Source organism: Micrococcus sp. CS26, assembly GCF_055522295.1.
Genome location: NZ_JBVFVY010000017.1, coordinates 12691 through 28275 on the forward strand (window position 1 = coordinate 12691; position 15585 = coordinate 28275).

The 15585-nt window shown below is 74.4% G+C and carries 14 protein-coding genes and 2 tRNA genes; 9 read left to right on the forward strand and 7 right to left on the reverse strand.

What is annotated here, in order from left to right:
- Nucleotides 1-196: 196 nt before the first annotated feature.
- Nucleotides 197-748 carry a hypothetical protein gene (locus ACZ1IK_RS08380; protein ID WP_036384688.1) on the forward strand — a complete coding sequence of 184 codons (552 nt, stop codon included), beginning with the start codon at nucleotides 197-199 and terminating at the stop codon, nucleotides 746-748.
- Nucleotides 749-839: 91 nt separating this feature from the next.
- Here ACZ1IK_RS08380 and ACZ1IK_RS08385 read toward each other — a convergent pair whose 3' ends face one another.
- Nucleotides 840-1520 carry a response regulator transcription factor gene (locus ACZ1IK_RS08385; RefSeq protein WP_002858071.1) on the reverse strand — a complete coding sequence of 227 codons (681 nt, stop codon included), beginning with the start codon at nucleotides 1518-1520 and terminating at the stop codon, nucleotides 840-842.
- Nucleotides 1517-2746 (reverse strand): sensor histidine kinase, encoded by a 1230-nt coding sequence (locus ACZ1IK_RS08390; RefSeq protein WP_036316036.1) that lies wholly within the window; start codon nucleotides 2744-2746, stop codon nucleotides 1517-1519. The genes ACZ1IK_RS08385 and ACZ1IK_RS08390 overlap by 4 nt, the downstream gene beginning before the upstream one ends.
- Nucleotides 2747-2909: 163 nt before the next feature.
- Between ACZ1IK_RS08390 and phoU the strand changes: the two genes are divergently transcribed.
- Nucleotides 2910-3578 carry a phosphate signaling complex protein PhoU gene (gene phoU / locus ACZ1IK_RS08395; RefSeq protein ID WP_036316039.1) on the forward strand — a complete coding sequence of 223 codons (669 nt, stop codon included), beginning with the start codon at nucleotides 2910-2912 and terminating at the stop codon, nucleotides 3576-3578.
- Between the two features lie 61 nt (nucleotides 3579-3639).
- Here phoU and ACZ1IK_RS08400 read toward each other — a convergent pair whose 3' ends face one another.
- Entirely contained in the window at nucleotides 3640-4398 is a 759-nt protein-coding gene (locus ACZ1IK_RS08400; RefSeq protein WP_036384685.1) for a phosphoglyceromutase, read from the reverse strand.
- A 49-nt stretch (nucleotides 4399-4447) separates the two neighbouring features.
- Between ACZ1IK_RS08400 and ACZ1IK_RS08405 the strand changes: the two genes are divergently transcribed.
- Entirely contained in the window at nucleotides 4448-5290 is an 843-nt protein-coding gene (locus tag ACZ1IK_RS08405) for a hypothetical protein (RefSeq protein ID WP_060974309.1), read from the forward strand.
- A gap of 25 nt (nucleotides 5291-5315) precedes the next feature.
- Here the strand turns inward: ACZ1IK_RS08405 and ACZ1IK_RS08410 are convergent, their stop codons facing one another.
- Nucleotides 5316-5612 carry a DUF2516 family protein gene (locus ACZ1IK_RS08410; RefSeq protein ID WP_036384680.1) on the reverse strand — a complete coding sequence of 99 codons (297 nt, stop codon included), beginning with the start codon at nucleotides 5610-5612 and terminating at the stop codon, nucleotides 5316-5318.
- Between the two features lie 81 nt (nucleotides 5613-5693).
- On the opposite strand from ACZ1IK_RS08410, the gene tmk reads away from it, so the two are divergent.
- Together tmk and ACZ1IK_RS08420 are read left to right on the forward strand one after the other, a co-directional pair.
- The gene (gene tmk, locus ACZ1IK_RS08415; RefSeq protein ID WP_036316043.1) at nucleotides 5694-6353 is read left to right on the forward strand and encodes a dTMP kinase; all 660 of its coding nucleotides are present in this window, start codon (nucleotides 5694-5696) and stop codon (nucleotides 6351-6353) included.
- Nucleotides 6350-7540, forward strand: a complete 1191-nt coding sequence (locus ACZ1IK_RS08420) for a DNA polymerase III subunit delta' (RefSeq protein WP_063189346.1) — start codon at nucleotides 6350-6352, stop codon at nucleotides 7538-7540. The genes tmk and ACZ1IK_RS08420 overlap by 4 nt, the downstream gene beginning before the upstream one ends.
- A gap of 29 nt (nucleotides 7541-7569) precedes the next feature.
- On the opposite strand, the gene ACZ1IK_RS08425 is transcribed toward ACZ1IK_RS08420, so the two are convergent.
- Complete coding sequence (locus tag ACZ1IK_RS08425; RefSeq protein ID WP_041104709.1) at nucleotides 7570-8304, reverse strand: HAD family hydrolase; 735 nt, start codon at nucleotides 8302-8304, stop codon at nucleotides 7570-7572.
- Between the two features lie 182 nt (nucleotides 8305-8486).
- Between ACZ1IK_RS08425 and ACZ1IK_RS08430 the strand changes: the two genes are divergently transcribed.
- A tRNA-Thr gene (locus ACZ1IK_RS08430) sits at nucleotides 8487-8560 on the forward strand.
- A gap of 74 nt (nucleotides 8561-8634) precedes the next feature.
- Here ACZ1IK_RS08430 and ACZ1IK_RS08435 read toward each other — a convergent pair.
- Nucleotides 8635-9084, reverse strand: coding sequence for a hypothetical protein (locus ACZ1IK_RS08435; RefSeq protein ID WP_063189344.1), 450 nt, complete (start codon nucleotides 9082-9084; stop codon nucleotides 8635-8637).
- Nucleotides 9081-10142, reverse strand: coding sequence for an NAD(P)H-quinone oxidoreductase (locus ACZ1IK_RS08440; protein ID WP_129867362.1), 1062 nt, complete (start codon nucleotides 10140-10142; stop codon nucleotides 9081-9083). Before ACZ1IK_RS08440 ends, ACZ1IK_RS08435 begins: the two co-directional genes overlap by 4 nt.
- Nucleotides 10143-10278: 136 nt before the next feature.
- On the opposite strand from ACZ1IK_RS08440, the gene ACZ1IK_RS08445 reads away from it, so the two are divergent.
- From ACZ1IK_RS08445 to ACZ1IK_RS08455, 3 genes are all read left to right on the forward strand, one after another.
- Nucleotides 10279-10366 (forward strand) — tRNA-Ser (locus ACZ1IK_RS08445).
- Nucleotides 10367-10508: 142 nt separating this feature from the next.
- The gene (locus tag ACZ1IK_RS08450) at nucleotides 10509-12773 is read left to right on the forward strand and encodes a bifunctional metallophosphatase/5'-nucleotidase (protein WP_122053856.1); all 2265 of its coding nucleotides are present in this window, start codon (nucleotides 10509-10511) and stop codon (nucleotides 12771-12773) included.
- Nucleotides 12774-12800: 27 nt separating this feature from the next.
- Nucleotides 12801-15545 carry an ExeM/NucH family extracellular endonuclease gene (locus ACZ1IK_RS08455; protein ID WP_216880345.1) on the forward strand — a complete coding sequence of 915 codons (2745 nt, stop codon included), beginning with the start codon at nucleotides 12801-12803 and terminating at the stop codon, nucleotides 15543-15545.
- Nucleotides 15546-15585: the final 40 nt, after the last annotated feature.

A 15585-nucleotide genomic window follows, 5' to 3' on the forward strand; every position in this document is an offset into this window, starting at 1 on the left:
TGTGCCCCTTTCAGTCGTCTCATTCTATCATGCGGCCTCGTCATGCCGCGCGCGCCGTCACATCGTCGGCCTCCGGATGTGATAGTGGACGACCCGGCGCCACGGGCCGGCCGGCGTCCCGGGATGCGGTAGCCTGACCTGGCAGGACCCCTGCCTCGGGGCTCCTGAGCACGTCATCGCACCTGAGGAGACCTCTGTGAAGAACGCATCCCGGCCCGCCCGGCGCCACCTCGCCGCAGGTGCGCTGGCCGCGGTCGCCCTGCTGGGCGCCACCGGCTGCTCCGCCGTGAGCCCGATCGCCACCGCCATCCAGTACTCCCCCTCGGACGGCATCAACGGCCAGGAGCAGGACTTCCTGAGCTACCGCAACCTCGCCCTCGTCGGCGACGGCGAGTCGGGCCCCGCCCGCCTGATCGGCACCGTGGAGAACACCTCCGGCCAGGATCAGACCTACACCTTCCAGGCCGAGGGCGGCGGCTCCGCGACCCTGAAGGTCCCCGCCGGCGAGAGCCGCAAGCTCGAAGACGAGGCGAACACAACCGTCCTGGAGCGCGAGGGCGTGTGGGTCGGCGAGAACCTGCCCGTGACCGTCTCCGGCAACGGCGGCACCGCCGACCTGGCCGTCCCGCTGCTGAGCGCCACCCAGGAGCAGTACCGTGACCTGCTCCCCGAGGGAGTCGAGCCCTCGGAGGAGGATCTCGTCGGGCACCTCCACGAGGAGACCCACCACTACGGCGAGGAGCACTGACCTCCGCCGGGCCTGCGCCCGGCACGCCACGGCCCCGGCCCCACCGCGAGGTGGAGCCGGGGCCGTCGTCGTCCCGGGTGCAGCGCGCCGGTCAGGCCTCGAACTTGTAGCCCAGGCCGCGCACCGTGACGAGGTAGCGGGGGCTCGAGGGATCGGGCTCGATCTTGGAGCGCAGGCGCTTCACGTGCACGTCGAGGGTCTTGGTGTCCCCCACGTAGTCGGAGCCCCACACGCGGTCGATCAGCTGGCCGCGGGTGAGCACGCGCCCGGCGTTGCGCAGCAGCATCTCCAGCAGCTCGAACTCCTTGAGCGGCAGGGACACCTGCTCGCCGTCCACGGAGACGACGTGCCGCTCGACGTCCATGCGCACGGGGCCGGCGCTGATGGTCGCCGACATCGGCTCCTCCTGCTCCCCCTGACGGCGCAGCACGGCGCGGACGCGGGCCACCAGCTCACGCGAGGAGTACGGCTTGGTCACGTAGTCGTCCGCCCCGAGCTCGAGGCCGACGACCTTGTCGATCTCCGAGTCCTTCGCGGTCAGCATGATCACGGGGACGTTGGAGCGCTGGCGCACCTGACGACACACCTCGGTGCCGGACATCCCCGGGAGCATCAGGTCCAGGAGGATCAGGTCCGCGCTGTCGCGCTCGAAGACGCTCAGCGCCTCGTTGCCGTCGGCGGCGACGGTGACCTCGAACCCCTCCTTCTCCAGGAGGTAGGACAGGGGGTCGCTGAACGACTCCTCGTCCTCCACGATCAGAATGCGGCTCATGCGCTCGTCTCCTTCCGGGTCGGGGGTGCGGCCGAGGCGGTCACCCGGTGACCGCGCCGCTCGGTGACGTGGGCGGCACCCGGCGCGCCGTCGACGGCGACACCGTCCCCCCACTCGGGCAGGCGGATGGTGAAGGTCGACCCGCGGCCCGGCTGGGACCAGAGGGTGACCTCCCCTCCGTGGTTGATGACGACGTGCTTGACGATGCTCAGCCCCAGGCCCGTGCCGCCCGTCTGACGCGACCGCGCCGCGTCCACGCGGTAGAAGCGTTCGAAGACCCGCTCCTGCTCCTCCGGGCTGATGCCGATGCCCTGGTCCGTGACGGTGACCTGCGCGAGCCCGTCCACGGAGCTCAGGCCGATGCCCACCGTGGTGCCCTCCGGGGAGTAGCGCACCGCGTTGTCCACCAGGTTGCGCACCGCGGTCATCAGCTGGTCCTGGTCCCCGTGCACCACCGCGTCCACGCGGCCGCCCACGCGCAGCGCGATGCCGCGGTCCTCGGCGGTCAGGCGCAGGCGGTCCACGGCGTCCGCGACGACGGCGTTGAGGTCCACGGGCCCTCCGTCCTGGACCACGTCCTTGGCCTGCAGCCGGGAGAACTCGATGATGTCCTGCACGAGGGCCGTGAGCCGGCGGGACTCGACGCCCAGCCGTGCGGCGAAGCGACGCACCGCCTCCTCGTCCTCCGCGGCGTCGCCGATGGCCTCGGAGAGCAGGGAGATGGCGCCCACCGGCGTCTTGAGCTCGTGCGAGACGTTGACGACGAAGTCGTGGCGCATGGCCTCGGTGCGGGTCACGTCCGTGCGGTCGTCGGCGAGGATCAGGATGTACTCCTCGTCCAGCGGGGCCACGCGCAGCTCGACGACGAGGCTCGACTGCCCGAGGGGTCCTCGGGGCAGCTCCATGCGGCGCTCGACGATGACGCCGTCGGCCCGCACGGTCCGCGTGAGCTCCCGCAGCTGGTCCTGGACGAGCGAGTGCCCCCGCACCAGGCCCAGGGCGTAGGCCGCGGGGTTCGCGCGCACCACGCCGTCGACGTCGTCCACCACCGCGTACGCGCGGCCGACCACGGAGAGGACCTCGGCGGCGCCCGGCGCCAGGGTGGGTTCGCCGACCGTCAGGTCCACCGTCCGCGAGCGCTCGGACGCCCGGAAGGCCAGCATGGAGGCCACTCCGGTGAACAGTCCGACCGCTCCGCACAGCAGGCCGATGATGACGGGATCCACGGCACCAGACTAGCCTCTGGCGGCCCGGAGACGGGCTGCCCCGGCCCCGCCAGACGCCGGACGATCGGCGTTCATGGGCCGTTCATCTTGCCCTGCCAGGGTGGACCGTTGCCCCGGGGAGTCGGGGTCGGCGGCGCACGGGCGTCGCCGGGGAGAGGAGACCATGCGCGAGCTCTACCGAGCCGACCTCGAACGGCTGGGCCGCGACCTGACCGAGATCGCCCGCCTCGTGCACCGCGCCATGATGGACGCGCAGGCCGCCCTCGAGGCGGCCGACGTGCACGGCGCCGAACGGGTCATCTCGGAGGACGCGCGGATCGACCAGCTGCAGGAGTCCCTCGACGAGCAGGCCGTGCGCATCCTGGCGCTGCAGGCGCCCGTGGCCACGGACCTGCGCACCGTCGTCGCCACGCTGCGGATGAGCTCCTCGCTCGAGCGCATGGGCGACCTCGCCCGCCACGTGGCCCAGCTGACCCGGCTGCGCTACCCCGAGCACGTCATCCCGGAACAGGTCCGGACCGTGATCACCGCGATGTGCGACGCCGCCGTGGAGGTGGCCGAGGAGGTCGTCCTGCTGCTCGAGACCCAGGACCTGGCGCACGGGGACCGGATCGACGCCCTCAACGAGGACGTCAACGCGCTGCACCTGTCCGTCTTCCGCGCGATCGCCGCCCCGGACTGGAGCGCGACGCCGGCCACCACCACGGACGTCACGCTGGCCTCGCGCTACCTCGAGCGGTTCACGGACCACGGCCTGTCCGTGGCCGCCAAGGTGCGCTACCTCGTCACGGGCGAGTGGGCGACCCACCGCCCGGACGCCACCGGCTCCTGACCGTCCCCGACGCCACGGGCCGGGCCCCCGGCGGGGTCCCGGCCCGTCGTCGTCGGACGCGTCAGTGCGCGGAGCCCTGGGCGGCCACGGCGGCGGCGCCGGCGGCGGCGGCCTCCGGGTCGAGGTAGCGGCCGTTCGCGGTGATCGGCTTGCAGTTCTGGTCCAGCTCGTAGACCAGCGGGATGCCCGTCGGGATGTTCAGGCCCGCGATGTCCTCGTCCGAGATGCCGTCCAGGTGCTTGACCAGGGCGCGCAGCGAGTTGCCGTGCGCGGCGATCAGCACGGTCTTGCCGGCCTTGAGGTCGGGCAGGATCTGCTCCTCCCAGTAGGGCAGCAGGCGGTCGATGACCTGCTTGAGGGCCTCGGTGCGGGGGGCGTCCTTGCCCAGGTCCGCGTAGCGCTCGTCGCCGATCTGGGAGAACTCGGAGTCGTCGTCCAGGGCGGGCGGCGGGGTGTCGAAGGACCGGCGCCAGACCATGAACTGCTCCTCGCCGAACTCCTCCTTCACCTGGGCCTTGTCCTTGCCCTGCAGGGCGCCGTAGTGGCGCTCGTTCAGGCGCCAGCTGCGCTTGACCGGGATCCACTGGCGGTCCGCGGCCTCGAGGGCCAGGTTGGCCGTGGTGATGGCGCGCTTGAGCAGGGACGTGTGGACCACGTCCGGGCGGATGCCCTCCGCCTCCAGCAGCTCACCGCCGCGGGCGGCCTCGGCGCGCCCCTTCTCGGTCAGCGGGACGTCCACCCAGCCGGTGAACAGGTTCTTCTCGTTCCATTCGCTCTGACCGTGCCGCAGCAGGACCAGCGTGTACGTGGTGTTCGCCATGTCACCATCCTAGGCGGACCCGTCCCGCCGCTCCCCTACGCTGGAGCCCATGGTGGAGAAGGCCCGGCGGCTGCGCGCGCGCACGACGCCCGGCCCAGTCCCGGCACGGGGCCCGCAGGGCCACATCACCCGCGGCACGACGGCGGCGCAGCGGATGCGCCGGGTGGACCGCTGGCTCACGGACGTGCACGGCCCCCTGCTGCGGCGCACTCCCCGCCCGCTGGCCGTGGACCTGGGCTTCGGCGCGGAGCCGGTGACCGCCGTCGAGATGGCCCAGCGGCTGCGCGTGCAGAACCCGGCCCTCGAGCTGGTGGGCCTCGAGATCGACCCCGCTCGGGTGGCCCGGGCGCGGGAGCGGGCCGGCGGCCTGCCGGGGGTCACCTGGGCGGTCGGCGGCTTCGAGCTGCCCGTGCCGCGGCCGCCCACCGTGGTGCGCGCGTTCAACGTGCTGCGCCAGTACCGGGAGGAGGACGTGCCCGCGATCTGGTCCCTGCTGTGCGCGGGGCTCGCCGACGACGGCGTCCTCGTGGAGGGCACCTGCTCCGAGGACGGCCGGCGGGCGGCCTGGGTGGACCTGCGTCGGGACGGGCCCGCGAGCCTGACCGTGGCCCTCCGGCTGGGGTCCTTCGCCCGCCCCTCGGACGTGGCGGCGCGCCTGCCGAAGGTCCTCATCCACCGGCACGTGCCCGGCGAGCCCGTCCATCGGCTCCTGGCGGAGGCCGACGCCGCGTGGGCCGCGCACGCCCCGCTCGCGGCCTACGGGACGCGGCAGCGGTGGCTGGCGACGGTCGGCACGCTCCGCGCGGCGGGCTGGCCCGTGCTGGGCGGCCCGCACCAGTGGCGGCGCGGGGAGCTGAGCGTGCGCTGGGCGGCGGTGGCGCCGTCGTCATGAGGGCGGCGCCGACGGCGCGGGACCCTCAGCGGCGCAGGGCCGGGCCCATGTCCTGGCGGGGGCCGGCGAGGTAGACGCACGCCACGCACGCGGCCACGAGGCCGAACATGCCCATCCCGCCGCCGGCGAGCACGCCGAGGAGCCCGACGACGGCGGCGACGCCGGTGAGGATCAGCCAGAAGCTCCTGTCCCGGCCCCCGATGCGGGCGAAGTCGTCGGGGCGGCGCCGGACGACGTCCACCAGCGCCCAGACCTCGAGCCCGAGCGCGGCGATCGCCAGGACGCGGAACAGCCAGTGGTCGACGAGCAGGGCGAAGTGCATGGGGGCGCTCATGCCGGTCAGTCTAGGCGGTCGGCCCGGCCGGGTTCCCTCCCCGTCCGGGGCGGCGTCTAGGCTCGAGGCGTGAGCACCCAGACCGAGCATCGCGGCCTGTTCGTCGCCGTCGAGGGACCGGACGGATCCGGCAAGTCCACCCAGGCCCGCGCCCTGACCGAGGCCCTGCGCGCCGCGGGCCACGAGGTGGTGCTCACGCGCGAGCCCGGCGGCTCGGACCTGGGCGAGACGCTGCGGGAGCTGCTGCTGGACCCCGGGCACGCCCCCGTGGACCCCCGCACCGAGGCGCTGCTGTTCGCCGCGGCCCGGTCCGCCCATGCCGTCCGCACGCTGCGCCCCGCGCTGGCCCGGGGCGCCGTCGTCGTCACGGACCGGTATGTGGACTCGTCCGTGGCCTACCAGGGCGCGGCGCGCGGGCTGGGCGAGGCGCGGATCGCCGCCCTGAACGAGTGGGCCACGGACGGCCTCGTCCCCGATCTGACGGTGCTGATCGACGTGGACGCGGCCACCGCCGCGGACCGGCGTGACCGCCGCGCGGCGGAGGGCGAGGGCACCCCCGACCGCATGGAGCGGGAGACGGCGGACCGGCACGAGGCCCTGCGCGCCGCCTTCCTCGCGCGCGCGGCGGCCGCGCCCGAGCGGTACCTCGTGCTCGACGGCGCGCTGCCGCCGCAGGAGCTCACCGCCCGCGCGCTGGCCCGCGTCACCGCCCAGGCGGCCGACCGATGACGGCCCCCGCCCCCGCCGTGTTCGCGGACCTCGCGGGCCAGGAGGCCGCGGTGGCCCAGCTGCGCCGCGCCGCGGCCGAGGACCGTCCCACCCACGCCTGGATGTTCACGGGCCCGCCCGGCTCCGGCCGGTCGACGGCGGCGCGTGCGTTCGCCGCGGCCCTGCAGTGCGAGGTCGCAGACCCGGCGGCGCGCGGCTGCGGCGAGTGCCACGCGTGCCGCACCGTCCTCGGCGGCACCCACCCGGACGTGACCGTGCTGGCCACCGAGGCGGTGAGCTATCGGATCGAGGACGTCCGCGCCCTCGTGGAGGCCGGCCAGTCCACCCCCGCCACCGGGCGCTGGCGGATCTTCCTCATGGAGGACGCGGACCGCATGACGGAGCGCGCCACGAACGTGCTGCTCAAGGCCATCGAGGAGCCGCCGGCCCGCACGATCTGGATGCTGTGCGCCCCGTCCCCCGCGGACGTGCTCCCCACCGTCCGCTCCCGCTGCCGGCTGATCACGCTGAGCATCCCCGCCGTGGAGCAGGTGGCGGAGCTGCTGCACCGCCGCGACGGGCTGGACCGCGAGACGGCGCTCACCACCGCCCGGATCTCCCAGTCGCACGTGGGCATGGCCCGCCGCCTCGCGCGGGACCCTGAGGCCCTCGAACGCCGCGAGCGCATCCTCTCCCTGCCGCTCCAGGCCACCGCCGTCTCCGACGCGATGGCCCTGGCCGCCACGTTGGCCGAGGTGTCCAAGGCCGAGGCCGAGTCCGCCGCCGAAGCCCGGGACGCCGAGGAGCTCGAGGCGCTGCGCCGCTCCCTGGGCCTCGAGCCCGGCGAGCCCGTCCCGCCCAAGCTCCGCCACCACGTCAAACGGCTCGAGGAGGACCAGACCCGCCGGCGGCGCCGCGCCGTCCGGGACTCGCTGGACCGGGCCATGATCGACGTCATGGGCCTGTTCCGGGACGTGCTGCGCGTGCAGCTGGGGGCCGACGGCGAGCTCATCAACGAGCACCGTCGGGACGAGATCGAGGCGTACGCCCGCGGCGCCGCCGGCGACTCGGCCGAGGTGCTCGCCCGGATCGACGCCGTCACCACGGCCCGGGAGCGCATCGCCGCCAACGTGCCGGAGCAGCTGGCCCTCGAAGCCATGATGCTGGCGCTGCTGCCCCGCCGGGTGCGCACCCCGCGACGTCGCTGAGCGGCCGCGCGGGGCGGGCCGGCGCCGGCTCAGCGGGTGCGGACCACCAGGTCCGGCACGTCGGCCAGGCCCGGCACCACCCGGTCCGCGCCCGCCGCCAGCAGGACGTCGTCCGCGTCGCGACCCGTGCGCACGCCGACCACGAGTCCGGCCCCCGCGCGGCGCCCGGCCGTCATGTCCTCCGCGGTGTCCCCGACCACCAGGACGCTGCGGACGTCGTCGAGGTCGAGACCGAGCAGGGCGGTGAGGATCATGTCCGGGTAGGGGACGCCGCGGCCGGCGTCGTCCGGGGAGAGGCTCAGATCCGCCAGGCCCATCCACCCCAGCGACTCGAGGATCATGTTCTGGGTGTGGCGGGCGTAGCCGGTGCAGAGGCACACGTGGAGGCCGAGGGCGCGCAGGCGGACGAGCGCCTCCTCCGCGCCCGGGACGGCCTGGACGCCGTGCTCGGCCAGCAGCGCGTCGAAGGCCGCCTCGAACGTGCGGGTCGCCGCCGCGGCCACCGCCCGGTCGGCGAACACGCGGGGGAACACGGCCGTGCGCGAGGTGGGCCGGAGCGCGCGGAACCGCCGAGCGGCGTCGTCGTGCTCCGGCGTGCCCGCCGGGACGCCGTGCTGGTCCAACGTGCGGGCGAACGCCGTGTCCTGGAGCCCGTGCTCCACGATGGACGTGCCGGACATGTCCACCACGGCCAGGCGGAGGGGCGCGGCTGACGAGGCCGCGGCGGGGGGTGCCGGGGTGCGAGGGGCGTGGGGCAGGCTCATGCGTCTCCCGTCGACGGTGTGTGCCCACCAGGGAACCGTCCCCGTCTGGCCGCGGCGTGGCCTGGGGGTGAACGCCTGCGGAAGGCGCGGGCCACAGTCGGTGGCCCGCGCGCCCGGCCGCGCGGTGGAATCGGGGCCGCGAAACCGGTATGCTCGTCAGCCGTGGCCGTTCACGGTCACGTGCCTCCTTAGCTCAGCTGGCCAGAGCAGCTCCCTCGTAAAGAGCAGGTCGCCGGTTCGAATCCGGCAGGGGGCTCCCCCGGACCCCGCCGCGTGATCACGCGGCGGGGTCCTCTCGTCTTCGGGCCGGCCGTCCGGGGCGCGCCGCCGTCAGAGCCCGGCTCCCAGCTCCTCCGCCCGGTCCAGGTGGCCGAGGGTGCGTTCGGCGTGCCGGCCGACCGACTCCGCCGAACCCTGACCGAGCCGGTACAGGGCGAGGGCCTGGGCGGTGGCGGCCAGCTCGTGCGCGGCGCGGGAGAGCTCACGGTGGACGTCGGCGGCCTCGGCCGGGATGTGCTCGCCGTCGCCCTCGTGGTCCCGGTGCAGGCGGACGCACAGGGCACGGACCGCGGGGAGCCGTTCCGTGAGGACGTTGCCGGCGTGGACCACGCCGTTGCGCTCCTCGGGGCTCAGCACGTCCGTGCCCCGCTGGCCCTCCAGCACCTGCCAGTAGCGGTCCAGGGCCCGGCTGAGTCGGTCGTGGGCACGGCGCCACAGCCCCGTGCCGAGCTCGCGGTCGTCGGCACGCTCCTGACGGAAGCGTGCGAAGGGCCCCCTCATGCGCGGTCGCCGGACGGCCGGCGCGCGTCGGCGGGGTCGGTGACGAGCACGACCTTGCCCGTGCGGGTGGCGGAGTCGAACCAGTCGAACGCCTCGGCGGCCTCGGCGAGCGGGAAGCACGCCCCGACGCTCGCGTCGATGCGGCCCGCCGCCACCAGGGGCCACACGGCACGTTCGGCCGCGGCCACGATCCCGGCCTTGTCCACGACCGAGCGGGAGCGGAGCGTCGCCCCCGTGAGCCAGCCGCGCTTGACCACCAGCTTCATGATGTTGAAGTCCTCCGGGACGGCGCCGCCCTGGACCGCGAGCGTCACGATGCGTCCCTCGGGGGCGAGCGCGGACACGTTGGGCGCCAGGTACGGGGCGCCGACGACGTCGAGGATGACGTCCGCGCCGTGGCCGTCCGTGACCTCCTTGACCCACGGGGCGAAGGCACCGGACTCGGCGGCGCGGTGGTCGAACATGTGCTCGGCGCCCAGCCGCCGACCGAGCGCCACCTTCTCCGGGCCGCCGGCGGTGCCCAGCACCCGTGCACCGAGCGCGGCGAGGAACTGGACGGCGAAGGAGCCGATGCCGCCGGTGGCGCCGTGCACGAGCACCCGGTCCCCGGCCTGCACGCCCGCACGGCCCACGAGCGCCGAGTGCACCGTGCAGGCGACCTCCGGCAGGGCCGCCGCCTCGACGAGGCCGACGCCGTCGGGGACGGCCATGAGCTGGCCCGTCGGCACGGCGACGTACTCGGCGAAGCCCCCGCCGGCCAGGAGAGCGCACACCCGGTCACCGACGGCGAAGCGCCCCTCCCCCGGCATCCCGGCCTCGGGTCCCAGCGCCGCCACGGTGCCGGAGACCTCGAGCCCGGGGATCTCGGAGGCGCCGCGCGGCGGCGGATAGCGGCCCTCGCGCTGCGCGATGTCCGCGCGGTTGAGACCCGCGGCGGCCACGTGCACCAGCACCTCGCCCGGGCCGGGGTCCGGCACGGGCTCGTGGCCCACGCGGACGACGCCGTTGTCGCCGGCACCGGTGAATCGCACGGCGCGCATCTGTGCGGGGACGTCCATGGGGGTCTCCTCCTCTGGTCGGGGGTCGAGGGTCCATCCTCGCGCGCGGGGGCCGGACTCGCCACCGGCCGCCCGCCGGGCCACGGGCTAGAGTGGGTCCTCGACGCGGCGGCCCACACCGTCGCGGTCAGGCCCGGGATGGTTGTCCGAGCGGCCGAAGGAGCCGGTCTTGAAAACCGGTGCGCGGTGACCCCGTGCCGAGGGTTCGAATCCCTCACCATCCGCGTGCACACGACGAGAGGCGGCGGGCCGGACGGCCCGCCGCCTCTCGTTCACCTGGAGGCCACCTGGATGTGATGGACTCCCCGCGTCACCCCGCCGTCCACCGGCGGCGCACCTCTGTCATCACGCATCCCGGGGAGAGCCATGCCCAGCCTGTTCCGCCGCCGTGCCGTCACCACGGCCGCCTGCACCGTCCTCGTCCTCGCGCCCGCGAGCGCGGCGCCCGCCCTGGCCGTCGAGACGGCCGCCGCGGACGAGACCACCATCTCGATCCTGTCCTTCAACGACTTCCACGGCGCGCTGTCCGCGGACTACATCGGCACGCAGTTCGCGGACACCGTGGAGGACTACCGCACCGCGTTCGAGGCCGAGCACGGCGCCGGCTCCACGCTGCTGACCAGCGCCGGCGACCTGATCGGTGGCTCGAAGTCCGTGTCCAACGTGCAGCAGGACAACCCGACGATCGACGTGATGAACGCGCTCGGCCTGGCCTCGCTGACCGCCGGCAACCACGAGTTCGACAAGGGCCTGGACGACCTGCAGGGCCGTGTGGAGTCCCGGGCCCAGTTCCCGGTGCTCTCCGCCAACCTGGTGGACCCGACGAGCAAGGAGCCCGTCCTCACCTCGCACGCCGTCTTCGACGTCGACGGCGTGCGCGTCGCGGTCATCGGCGCCTCCCCCAACGAGCTGTACGCGACCACCACCGGCGCGGGCCTGAAGGGCAACGAGGTCCTCGACGAGGTCGCCGCCGTGAACGCGGTCGCGGACGAGCTGGAGGCCCAGGACGCCGCCGACGTGATCGTGGCCTCGTACCACGACGGCGCCGCCGGGGCGGGCGAGCTGGCCGCCGAGCGGGCGGCCCGGGCCGAGTTCGACCGCATCGTCGGCGAGACCTCCTCCGCCGTGGACGTCATCTTCAACGCCCACACCCACCAGCTCTACCAGTACGACACCACGGCCGGCGGCGCCCACCGCCCCGTGATCCAGGCGGGCGCCTCCGGCAGCCACCTGGCCGCCGTCGAGCTGACCGTGGGCGCCGACGGCGAGGTCACCGGGCTCACCCCGCGCCTGCTGGCCCGGTCCACGCAGGCCCCCGCCGAGGCCGCCGCGGAATCCCCCGTCACCGCCCAGGTGTACGCGATCGAGCAGGAGGCCGTCGCGGTCTTCGAGGACCTGCAGGGCGAGGTCGTGGCCGACCTGTCCGCCTCCATCACCACCGACTACCAGAAGCTCATCGACGCCGGCGGCTCCTGGAAGGCCGGCGGCACGCGCGCCGCCGAGACCACCCTGGGCACCTGGGTGGGCGACGCCGTCAAGCACGCCGCCGAGCAGGCGAACCCCGAGGTGGACCTCGGCGTGACCAACCCCGGCGGCCTGCGCTCCGAGCTGCTGACGGACCGCTTCACCGACGGCGGCGCGTTCCCGGCCAAGCCGGCCGACCTCGTCGGTCGCCTCACCCTGGGCGAGCTGCTCGACATGGCGCCGTTCGGCAACACCATCACCTACTTCGACATCCCGGGCTCCTCCATCAAGCTGGCCCTCGAGGAGAACTGGCGGAACGACGTGCGCAAGTTCACCCTCGGCTGGTCCGAGGAGCTGACCTGGACCTACGACGAGTCCCGCCCGCAGGGGGACAAGGTGACCGGCGTGTGGATCGACGGCGAGCCGCTCCAGGCGGACCGCATGTACACGGTGGCCAGCCAGTCGTTCCTGGCCGACGACACCTGGACGACGCTCGGGGACCCGACCAAGGCCCCCGACGGCTACACCGCCTTCGCGACCGGCCGCCAGAACTTCGTGAACATGGGCCTGTTGGACTCCCAGGCGATCACGGACTACGCCCGCGCCCAGGACGCGGCCCACGGCGCCGTCGCCCCGGACTTCGGCAAGAACGGCGTGCCGGTCACCGACGCCCCCGCCTCGGTCGAGGCCGGGCAGGCCGTCGGCCTGACCCTCGGGGACCTCGTGGTGGACTCCGACGGCGCCCCCGCGGCGACCGCGGTCGACGTCGCCTTCCGCACGGCCGACGGCACCGAGACCGCCCTGGGCACCGTGGCCGTCCCCGCGGGCTCCGAGACCGTCACGCTCTCCGGGATCACCGCCCCCGCCGCGGCGGGCACGGGCGAGCTCGTGATGACCGTGCGCTACGCCGACGGCAGCACGACCGTGGTGCGCCATGCCCTCGAGGTCACCGCGGCCCCGTCCCCCACCGAGCCGGAGCAGCCCGCCCCGACCCACCCGGGCAAGGGTCATGGCAAGGGCCATGACAAGGGCGCCGACCACCCGGGCAAGGGCCGCGTGAAGGGCGAGGACCACCCGGGCAAGGGCCGCGGCGTGCAGCGCGGCGCCGCCACGCACCCCGTCTTCTCCGCCCATGCCTGGCTGACCGCCGCGGGCCTGCCGCGCTGACCCATCGAGAACGAGACCGAGGACGACATGACCCCCCTGCCCCGCTTCGCCGCGCGCACCGCGGTGACCACCGCCGCCCTGGCCCTGCTCGCCCCCGCCGTGGCCCTGCCCTCCCAGGCCTGCCCGGCCGGCGACTCCCTCGTCATCAACGAGGCATACACCAACGGCGGCTCCGCGAACGCCGTGTACACCCACAAGTTCGTGGAGCTCTACAACCCCACCGACCAGCCGATCAACCTCGACGGCTGGTCCCTGCAGTACCGCTCCGCCGCCGGCACGGCCGCGACCCAGGGCACGGTCGCGCTGTCCGGCACGGTGCACGCGAAGGGCCACTTCCTGGTCTCCGGCGGCTCCAACGGCACCGCGGGCGCGGCCCTGCCGCAGGCAGACCTCGTGGCCGGCGGGGCGTTCAACCCCGCGGGCACCAAGGGCACGATCGTGCTCGCGCGCCAGGCGGGCACCGTGACGGACCTGCCGGTCGGCTCCGTGGTGACCGGCCAGGTGCCGGGCGTCGCGGACGTGCTCGGCTACGGAGCCACGAACACCTTCGAAACAGCGGCTGCCGGCGCCCCCTCGGCCAACTCGGACCCGAAGTCCCTCACCCGCACGAACGGCGTGGACACGGACGACAACAGCGCCGACTTCACCGTCACCGACCAGGTCACCCCGACCAACGCCGCCGCCACCGGCGGCGAGCCGACCCCGGAGCCCGAGCCGCAGCCGACCCCGGCCGAGCGGATCACCATCGCCCAGCTCCAGGGCACCGGCACGGCCACCCCGTACGCCGGGCGCCAGGTGACCACCACCGGCGTCGTCACCGCCGTGTACTCCACGGGCGGCTACGACGGCTACTACATCCAGACCGCCGGCACCGGCGGCGACACCCCCGACGCCACCCCGGGCGCCTCCGACGGCGTGTTCGTGTACTCGCCGGACACGGTCGGCTCCGTGACGCTCGGCGACCACGTCCAGGTCACGGGCGAAGCGGCCGAGCACTACGGCCTCACGCAGATCAAGGTCGCCGCCGGCGGCGTGCTGCCGGTCGCCGAGCCCGGCGCCGTGGCCCCCACGCCGGTGGAGTTCCCGCTGGAGGAGGCCGACCGTGAGGCGCTCGAGGGCATGGTCCTCGCCCCGCAGGGCGACTGGACGGTCACGGACAACTACTCCCTCAACCAGTACGGCTCCCTCGGCATCGTCCCCGGCACCACGCCGCTGGACAACCCGACGTCCGTGGCTCGGCCCGGCGCCGAGGCCCAGGCCGTCGCGGCCGCCAACGCGCAGCAGCTGATCGTGCTCGACGACGGGGCCACCACGAACTTCATGCGCTCGCCGGGCAACCAGAACCCGTTGCCGTACCTGGACGCAGACCAGCCGGTGCGCGTGGGCGCGGGCCTGGAGTTCACCACCGGAGTCATCCTCGACTGGCGCTTCGACGCGTGGTCCTTCCAGCCGCTGGGCCACCTCACCGACGCCACGGCGGCCGCCGTCCAGCCCGTGACGATCGAGGACACCCGCCCGGCCGAGGCCGCCCCCGAGGCGGTCGGCGGCAACGTCACCGTCGGCAGCTTCAACGTGCTCAACTACTTCACGACCCTGGGTCAGGACGTGGCCGGCTGCAGCGCCTACCGCGACCGCGCCGGCACCCCCGTCACCACGAACGGCTGCCTGCCGCGCGGCGCCTACACCTCCGAGGCGTTCGCCCGCCAGCAGGAGAAGATCGCGGCCGCGATCAACGGCCTCGGCACCTCGGTGGTCGCGCTCGAGGAGATCGAGAACTCCGAGAAGTTCGGCCTCGACCGGGACCACGCGCTGGCCCACCTCGTGGAGGCCCTCAACGCGCAGGCCGGCGAGCAGCGCTGGGCCTACGTGGCCTCCCCGGCCACCCGTCCCGCGCTCGCGGACGAGGACGTCATCCGCTCCGCGTTCATCTACCAGCCGGCCGAGGTCACCCCGGTGGGCGAGTCGGTGATCCTGGACGACCAGACGAACTTCGACAACGCCCGCGAGCCGATGGCCCAGCTGTTCCGCGCCGCCGACGGCACGTCCGAGGGGGCGGCCGGCACCGACTTCGTGGCGATCACCAACCACTTCAAGTCCAAGGGCGGCTCGGGTGCGACCGGGGACAACGTGGACGCGGGCGACGGCCAGGGCGCGTACAACGCGGACCGCGTGGGCCAGGCCGAGGCCCTCGTGGCCTTCGCCGAGCGCATGAAGGCCGAGACCGGCACCGACCGCGTCCTGCTGATGGGCGACTTCAACGCCTACGAGAAGGAGGACCCGATCCGCGTGCTCGAGGCGGCCGGGTACCTCTCGCAGGGCGCGCTCACGGGCGAGTACTCGTACGCGTTCGGCGGCGCCGTCGGCAGCCTGGACGGGATCTACGCCTCGCCGTCGGCGGCGACGGCGATCACCGGCCAGGACATCTGGATGATCAACGCGAACGAATCCGTGGCACTGGAGTACTCGCGCCACAACTACGTGGCCGAGGACCTGTACTCCGCGGACCAGTGGCGGTCCTCGGACCACAACCCGATCCTGGTGGGCCTCCAGCTCGACGCGCCCGTGACCGAGCCGACCCCGGAGCCGGAGCCCTCCCCGGGCGAGACCTGCGACGGCGTGACCGATCCGCGCGGCGTGCCGGGCAAGCCCGCGAACTCCGTGCGCGAGTGGCTGCGCTGCGTCGGCGCGACCCCGGGTCACGGCGGCGACCACCCGGGCAAGGGCCACGGCCCGGAGCACCCCGGCAAGGGCCGCGGGCCGGTCCGTCCCTGACGGGACGCGGGGCGCCGCACCCGGCATGACGACGGCGGGG

Coding starts and splice junctions, on each gene's coding strand:
- ACZ1IK_RS08385 (WP_002858071.1), bottom strand. CDS start 1,520: ATGAGCCGCATTCTGATCGTGGAGGACGAGGAGTCGTTCAGCGACCCC.
- phoU (WP_036316039.1), top strand. CDS start 2,910: ATGCGCGAGCTCTACCGAGCCGACCTCGAACGGCTGGGCCGCGACCTG.
- ACZ1IK_RS08400 (WP_036384685.1), bottom strand. CDS start 4,398: ATGGCGAACACCACGTACACGCTGGTCCTGCTGCGGCACGGTCAGAGC.
- ACZ1IK_RS08405 (WP_060974309.1), top strand. CDS start 4,448: ATGGTGGAGAAGGCCCGGCGGCTGCGCGCGCGCACGACGCCCGGCCCA.
- ACZ1IK_RS08410 (WP_036384680.1), bottom strand. CDS start 5,612: ATGCACTTCGCCCTGCTCGTCGACCACTGGCTGTTCCGCGTCCTGGCG.
- ACZ1IK_RS08420 (WP_063189346.1), top strand. CDS start 6,350: ATGACGGCCCCCGCCCCCGCCGTGTTCGCGGACCTCGCGGGCCAGGAG.
- ACZ1IK_RS08425 (WP_041104709.1), bottom strand. CDS start 8,304: ATGAGCCTGCCCCACGCCCCTCGCACCCCGGCACCCCCCGCCGCGGCC.
- ACZ1IK_RS08435 (WP_063189344.1), bottom strand. CDS start 9,084: ATGAGGGGGCCCTTCGCACGCTTCCGTCAGGAGCGTGCCGACGACCGC.
- ACZ1IK_RS08440 (WP_129867362.1), bottom strand. CDS start 10,142: ATGGACGTCCCCGCACAGATGCGCGCCGTGCGATTCACCGGTGCCGGC.
- ACZ1IK_RS08450 (WP_122053856.1), top strand. CDS start 10,509: ATGCCCAGCCTGTTCCGCCGCCGTGCCGTCACCACGGCCGCCTGCACC.
- ACZ1IK_RS08455 (WP_216880345.1), top strand. CDS start 12,801: ATGACCCCCCTGCCCCGCTTCGCCGCGCGCACCGCGGTGACCACCGCC.